General features: G+C 70.1%; 8 protein-coding genes. All 8 read left to right on the forward strand.

Annotated features, from left to right (window positions below):
• Positions 1-92: 92 nt before the first annotated feature.
• The 8 genes from Q5762_RS36460 (at position 93) to Q5762_RS36495 (ending at position 6,945) form a co-directional block, all read left to right on the forward strand.
• The gene (locus Q5762_RS36460) at positions 93-740 is read left to right on the forward strand and encodes an HAD family hydrolase (RefSeq protein ID WP_315896623.1); all 648 of its coding nucleotides are present in this window, start codon (positions 93-95) and stop codon (positions 738-740) included.
• Between the two features lie 43 nt (positions 741-783).
• Positions 784-2,001 (forward strand): MFS transporter, encoded by a 1,218-nt coding sequence (locus Q5762_RS36465; RefSeq protein ID WP_315896624.1) that lies wholly within the window; start codon positions 784-786, stop codon positions 1,999-2,001.
• A complete protein-coding gene (locus tag Q5762_RS36470; protein ID WP_315896625.1) occupies positions 1,970-3,148 on the forward strand; it encodes an acetoin utilization protein AcuC in 1,179 nt (392 codons plus the stop codon). The genes Q5762_RS36465 and Q5762_RS36470 overlap by 32 nt, the downstream gene beginning before the upstream one ends.
• Positions 3,149-3,243: 95 nt before the next feature.
• A complete protein-coding gene (locus Q5762_RS36475) occupies positions 3,244-4,059 on the forward strand; it encodes a phosphatase (RefSeq protein ID WP_315896626.1) in 816 nt (271 codons plus the stop codon).
• A 128-nt stretch (positions 4,060-4,187) separates the two neighbouring features.
• Positions 4,188-4,397: a helix-turn-helix domain-containing protein gene (locus Q5762_RS36480; protein WP_158988220.1), complete on the forward strand. Its 210-nt coding sequence runs from the start codon at positions 4,188-4,190 to the stop codon at positions 4,395-4,397.
• A gap of 121 nt (positions 4,398-4,518) precedes the next feature.
• Positions 4,519-4,617 (forward strand): 30S ribosomal protein bS22, encoded by a 99-nt coding sequence (locus Q5762_RS36485; RefSeq protein WP_003948845.1) that lies wholly within the window; start codon positions 4,519-4,521, stop codon positions 4,615-4,617.
• A 217-nt stretch (positions 4,618-4,834) separates the two neighbouring features.
• Positions 4,835-5,875: an NAD-dependent epimerase/dehydratase family protein gene (locus Q5762_RS36490; RefSeq protein WP_315896627.1), complete on the forward strand. Its 1,041-nt coding sequence runs from the start codon at positions 4,835-4,837 to the stop codon at positions 5,873-5,875.
• Positions 5,876-5,877: 2 nt separating this feature from the next.
• Complete coding sequence (locus tag Q5762_RS36495) at positions 5,878-6,945, forward strand: lysophospholipid acyltransferase family protein (RefSeq protein ID WP_315896628.1); 1,068 nt, start codon at positions 5,878-5,880, stop codon at positions 6,943-6,945.
• Positions 6,946-6,980: the final 35 nt, after the last annotated feature.

The raw sequence follows: 6,980 nt of genomic DNA on the forward strand, positions 1-6,980 counted from the left end.
GAGTAGGACGCCGCCGAACAATCATTGTGGGAAAGCCCCGCACCTTATGGTGCGGGGCTTTTCTGCGTTCAGGGGCCGTTTATCGTGTGGGCATGCGCTACGAACTGGTTGTCTTCGACAACGACGGTGTACTCGTCGACAGTGAGCCCCTCGCCAACACCATCCTGGCCGGCTATCTGACCGAGCTCGGGCACCCCACCTCCTACGAGGATTCCCTGCGCGACTACATGGGCGCCGCGATCCACCGCGTACACGATCTGATCGGGGAGCGGACCGGGCAGCGGCTCCCCGACGACTTCGACGAGACGCTGCACGCGCGTACGTTCGCCGCCTTCGAGCGGGAGTTGGCGGCCGTCGACGGGGTGACCGAGGTGTTGAAGCGGCTCGTCGCGGACGGGGTTCCGTACTGTCTGGCGTCCTCCGGGTCGCATGAGCGGATCCGGGTCGGGCATCGCAAGACCGGGCTCGACGCGTGGTTCCGGGACGAGAACATCTTCAGCGCCGAGGACGTCGGGCGCGGGAAGCCGGCGCCCGATCTCTTTCTGCATGTCGCCGCTCGCATGGGGGTCGCCCCCGAGCGGTGTGTGGTCGTCGAGGACAGCTGGCTCGGGGTGCAGGCCGCCGTCGCCGCCGGGATGGATGTGTACGGGTTCACGGCCATGACGCCCGAGGAGAGGCTCGTCGGGGCCAACGGGTACTTCGGTGCGATGGATGAGCTTCCGGCGATATTGGGCCTGTGATCCATCTACCCATGGGTAGGTCCGGGTCCTACGCTGTGCCGCCATGACGGATGCGCGGTTGCGGCGTGGGCGGGGCTCCCTGGCGTTCAGTTTCTTCGTGCAGGGAGTGGCGTTCGCGCTTCTTGTGACGCGAATACCGGCGATCCAGGACCGCTACGGGATCTCCGACGGGCTGCTGCCCGTCTTCCTCGCTGCCGTGCCGATCCTCGCCGGTGTGTCCAGTGTGGCCACCGAGAAGGTCGTGGCCAGGGTCGGGCCGGGGGTGGTGCTGCGATGGGCTCAGCCGGTCGTCCTCCTCGCCCTGCTGGCCGTCGCGGCGGGTACGGAGCTGTGGCAGGCCGCTGTCGCGCTCGGGGTGTTCGGGCTTGCCGTCGGTGCGCTGGACGCGTCCATGAACATGCTCGGGGTGAGCCTCCAGCGGGCGTACGGGCAGAGCATCATGCTCGGGTTCCACGCCGCGTACAGCCTGGGCGGGATCGCGGGGGCCTCGCTGGCCTGGGTCGGGGCGCACTGGGATCTGCCGCTGTTCGTCTCGTATCTGCCGGTCGTGTGTGTGCTCCTGCCGGCGGCGCTCGTGGGGAGTCGGTGGTACTTCGGTGGCGAGACCGCGCCCGATGCCCTGGACCTGGACAAGGCCGCTGGTGGTGGCGTCGCGTTCAAGCTGCTGCTGCCGCTCTGTCTCGTCATGACCTTCGCGTACATCGGGGACTCCACCGTCTCGAACTGGAGCGCCAAGTACCTCCAGGACGTGCTCGGGAGCTCGGAGGAGATGGCGACCGTGCCGTACAACGCGTACATGGTCACCACTCTGATCGGGCGGGCCGTCGGGGACCTCGGGGTGCGGCGGCTCGGAGCCGCCACCGTCGTGCGGGGTGGGGCGGTGCTTGCGGCGCTGGGGTTCGCGGTGGTCGCGCTGGCGCCGGGTGCCTGGGTGGGGATGGCCGGCTTCACGGTCCTTGGGCTCGGGCTGAGTGTGATCGTGCCGCAGACGTTCGCGGCGGCCGGGCGGCAGGCTTTTGAAAGTCACGGTCCGGGGGCGAGCGACGCGGCGGTCGCGCGGCTGAACGTCTTCAACTACGTGGGGTTCCTGATCGGGTCTCCGCTGGTGGGGGCGCTCGGGGACGCGTGGAGCTATCGGGGGGCGATGCTCGTGCCGATGGTGCTGGTCCTGGTGACGGTGGTGTATGCCACGTCGTTCGGTTCTCGGGAGGCCCGATACGGTGGCGGGCATGAGCGGCCGCGCACTGTTGATGTGGGATGAAGCTGTCACGCAGTACGACTTCGGGTCCGAACACCCGATGGATCCGGTACGGCTCGCGCTGACCATGGGGCTGGTGCGGGCGTACGAGCTCGACCGTGCCGTGGACGTGGTGGCGGCGAAGCCGGCCGGTGACTCGACGCTGCGGCTCGTGCACCGTGAGGACTATGTGGCGGCCGTGCGGGCGGCCTCGGCGAACCCGAGGGCCGCCGATCAGGCGTACGGGCTCGGGACGGTGGACGATCCGGCGTTCTCCGGGATGCACGAGGCGTCCGCGCTGATCGCGGGGCAGTCGGTCGGGGCGGCGGAGGCGGTGTGGCGCGGGGAGGCGGCGCACGCGGTGAACTTCGCGGGCGGGCTGCATCACGCGATGCCGGGCGCCGCGTCCGGGTTCTGCATCTACAACGACGCGTCGCTGGCGATCGCCCGTCTCCTTGAGCTGGGTGCGGAGCGGGTGGCGTACGTGGATGTGGACGTGCACCACGGGGACGGGGTGCAGGCGGCGTTCTGGGAGGACCCGCGGGTGCTGACCATCTCGCTGCACGAGCACCCGCGGACGCTTTTCCCGCAGACCGGGTGGCCGGAGGAGACGGGCGCGGCGGGTGCCGGTGAGGGGTCGGCGGTGAACGTGGCCCTGCCGGCGGGGACCGGGGACGCGGGGTGGCTGCGGGCCTTCCACGCCGTCGTACCGGAGCTGATCGCGGACTTCCGGCCGCAGGTCCTGGTGACGCAGCACGGCGCGGACACGCACTTCGAGGATCCGCTGGCGCATCTCGCGGTGTCGCTGGACGCCCAGCGGGCGGTGCAGGTGGCCTGTCACGAGCTCGCGCACGCGCATGTGGACGGCGGGAAGTGGGTCGCGCTGGGTGGCGGCGGGTACGCGGTGGTGGACGTCGTACCGCGGTCGTGGACGCATCTGGTGGGGATCGCCGGGCACGCGGAGATCGATCCGGAGTCGATGATCCCGTCGTCGTGGCGGGACCTGGTGTACGCGCGGACGCGGCAGCCGGGGCCGGCGCGGATGACGGACGGGCGGTGGCCGGTGGCCTGGCGGGAGTGGGAGGAGGGGTACGACCCCGCCGACCGGCTCGACCAGGCGGTGCTCGCGACGCGGCGGGCCTCGTTCCCGCTGCGGGGGCTGCTCGCGTAGACCGTGCCCGGCCGTCGGCGCCGGTGGTTACGCCGACTGTGCGTTCTCCCTTGGGTTTTGGCCCGTGGTCAGGTGGGCTGCGGCAGCATCGAAGGGTGCTGAGTACCGGGGCGCTGCGGGCGCATCTGTTGGCGGCGAGGTTGGCCGGGAGCGTGGCGACCTCGCGGGAGGACAATCTGCGGAGCTATCGGCTCTTCGCGGCGCGGGATCCGCGGGTCATGCTGGGTCTCGACCCCCAACGCTGGTGGGACGAGGCGGACTTGCTGCGGCTGATGGCCGACAAGTGCGGTGTGTCGGGGGATCCGGCGCACCGCTCGGGGCCCGATGTCATCGATCCGGAACGGACGTTGAGCGGGCTTCAGGCGTTCGCCGAGCGGCTGGGTGAGGCGGCGGGGCGGCGGGCTCCGGTGCTGTTCGGGACCGGTCATCCGCACCGACTGCTCGGCTTCTACGCAGCGCTCGCAGACGCTTTGTCGGCGGTGGGATGTCTTGTACTCACCCCCGCGCAGGGGAGATGTGTCGACATAACGACCCGGTTCGGTCTACGCACGTACATCCTCGACTACGAGCGAGGCGTCGCGCTGGTGCGAGAACCCGGTCTGCCGGGAACGGGGCGTGAGACGGGGGCGCACACCCACTCGCCGCTGCCGGTTAGGGCCGCTCTGGAGGGGGTCGTGGAGGGCGGCTGGCCGCTTCCGGAACTTGTCGTCGGTGACCACGGATGGGTCTGCGGGGCAGGTCAGCTGGGTATCGAGGCCATCGGGCTCGCCGATACGGACGATCCGGCGCTGTTCGTCGGGGAGGCCGAGGGGCAGGTCTCCGTGGCCGTTCCGCTTGACGACGCGGTGCCCTCCGCCCACTACCGGCCGCTCACTCGCTATGTACTCAATCGAGCGTGTCTGTCACGGTAAACGGCCGATGGCTGCTCCTCTTCCCCACTCGTACCACACGCCCCTAGTCTGGAGCGTGAGCGCACAGCGACGCAGGGTCACCGGAGGGGAAGCCGGTGGGCGTCGTGTGCGGAAGGTACAGGTGGGTCATGGCTGCTGGCGATAGGCCTCTCAACGAGGTCAAGTTTCTTACCGTGGCGGAAGTCGCCTCGGTGATGCGTGTGTCGAAGATGACCGTGTACCGCTTGGTGCACAGCGGTCATCTGCCGGCGATTCGGGTGGGCAGGTCCTTCCGGGTCCCGGAACAGGCGGTTCACGAGTACCTCAGGGAGTCTTTCGTGGGGGTGGAGACGGCTTAGACGGGAGCCCGTGGTCCCCTCGGATTACAAGCTCGGCGCTCGGGCCGGTAGGCTAGGCCGACGTAGGTCGTGTGGGCCCAGACGCCCCGCACCGAGTGAGAAGAAGTGAGCGAGGGTAGTCGTGGGCTCTGTTATCAAGAAGCGGCGCAAGCGGATGGCCAAGAAGAAGCACCGCAAGCTGCTCAAGCGCACCCGCGTTCAGCGTCGCAACAAGAAGTAAGCGACGGCTGTAACGACGGCTGTTTGTGCGTCGAGCGTGGCCCCCACCGGAAACCGGTGCGGGGCCACGCTTTTTTGGTGGGGTTTTCCGGTCCGGTTTCCACCCGTTGCCCACGGCGGTCATCACTGCGCAACACCGAAGCGCTACGGTGGCGCACAGGGCCTCGGATGAGCATCCGGGGCCCGGACCGACGGAGAACCGACGGAAGGCGCTGATCTTGGGCAAGGTCGTGCTCGTCACCGGTGCGGCCCGGCATCTCGGAGGCCGTTTCGTACGGCGTCTCCAGCGGGATCCGGAAGTGGACCGGGTGGTCGCCGTGGACGCGGTCGCGCCGACGCACGACCTCGGCGGGGCCGCTTTCGTACGGGCGGACATCCGGCAGCCCGCCATCGCCAAGGTGCTCGCGGAGCACGAGGTGGACACGGTGGTCCACATGGACGTCACCGGTACGGCGCTGGGCGCCGGCGGCCGGACGTCCATCAAGGAGACCAACGTCATCGGCACCATGCAGCTGCTCGGTGCCTGCCAGAAGTCGCCGCGGGTGCGGCGCCTGGTGATCAAGTCCAGTACGAGTGTCTACGGCTCCGCGCCCCGGGACCCGGCCGTGTTCACGGAGACGACCCCGCCGAAGTCGCTGCCGAGCGGTGGCTTCGCCAAGGACGCCGTCGAGGTCGAGGGGTACGTACGGGGCTTCGCGCGGCGCCGGCCGGACGTGGCGGTGTGCGTACTGCGGTTCGCGAACATCCTGGGGCCGCGGGTGGACTCCCCGCTCGGCGAGTACCTGTCGCTGCCGGTGATGCCGACCGTCTTCGGCTACGACCCGAGGCTGCAGTTCGTACACGAGGACGATGTCGTCGCCGTCCTGCACCTGGCCTCGGGCGAGCCGCGCCGGGCGACCCTGAACAGCGGCACGTTCAACGTGGCCGGGGACGGTGTGCTGCTGCTGTCGCAGTGCGCGCGGCGCCTGGGGCGGCCGACGGTGCCGGTACTGCTGCCGGCGGTCACCTGGGTGGGTTCGGCGCTGCGGACGGTCGGGGTGACCGATTTCTCGCCCGAGCAGATCCGGCTCCTGACCCACGGCCGGGTGGTCTCCACGGTCCAGATGCGCGAGACGCTCGGCTTCACTCCTCGGTTCACGACGGCCGAGACCTTCGCGGACTTCGTCCGCAGCCGTGGGCGGGGGCTGCTGCCCCCGGAGAAGCTCGCGGGGGCCGTGGACCGGGTCGCTGCCCGGCTGGATCAGAAGGAGCCCAGGTAACGATGGCGGACGCCAAGGTCATTCCGTTCGACGACGACCGCTCGCGGACGCGCCGGCGGCCCGGCAGGGCGGCCGGTGACGCCGCCGTACGGGCTCTGCCGGGGCAGCACGGCCCGGAGGACGGTGGTCCGGCCGGTCCGCACGCTCCGGGTGCTCCGGACGGTCTGCGGGCCGCGGGGCCGGTGGAGCCCCTGGAGGCCGTCGGGGACGCGGGCTCCGAGGGGCGCCGGGAGGGCTGGGAGCGGCGGCTCGCGGGCGGTCTGGCGTTCCTGCGGCGGCGCGTGACCGGCGAGTACGAGGTCGACGAGTTCGGTTACGACAAGGAGCTCACCGACCAGGTCCTGATGTCGCTCGTGCGGCCGCTGGCGGAGAAGTACTTCCGGGTGGACGTGAAGGGCGTGGAGAACATCCCCGCCGAGGGCGGCGCCCTGGTGGTGGCGAACCATTCCGGGACGCTCCCGCTGGACGGCCTGATGATGCAGGTCGCCGTGCACGACAACCATCCGGCGGGCCGTCATCTGCGGCTGCTCGCGGCGGACCTGGTCTTCATGCTGCCGGTCGTCAACGAGCTGGCCCGCAAGGCCGGGCACACGCTGGCGTGCGCGGAGGACGCGGAGCGGCTGCTGCTGGCCGGGGAGATCGTGGGCGTGATGCCGGAGGGCTTCAAGGGCATCGGGAAGCCGTTCAGCGAGCGGTACAAGCTGCAGCGCTTCGGCCGGGGCGGGTTCGTGTCGACGGCGCTGCGGGCCGGGGTGCCGATCGTGCCGTGCTCGATCGTGGGCGCGGAGGAGATCTACCCGATGCTCGGCAACGCGAAGACGCTGGCGCGGGTGCTGGGCTTTCCGTACTTCCCGCTCACGCCGACGTTCCCGTGGCTGGGGCCGCTGGGCGCGCTGCCGCTGCCGACGAAGTGGACGATCCAGTTCGGCGAGCCGATCCCGACGGACGGCTATCCGGCGGAGGCGGCGGAGGATCCGATGCTGATGTTCAACCTGACGGACCAGGTCCGCGAGCAGATCCAGCACACCCTCTACAAGCTGCTGGTGCAGCGGCGGTCCGTGTTCTTCTGAGGCGTGGTGCCCGGATGTCGGCCCGCCACGGTTCG

This window comes from Streptomyces sp. P9(2023) (assembly GCF_032436795.1).
Taxonomy (GTDB): Bacteria; Actinomycetota; Actinomycetes; order Streptomycetales; family Streptomycetaceae; genus Streptomyces.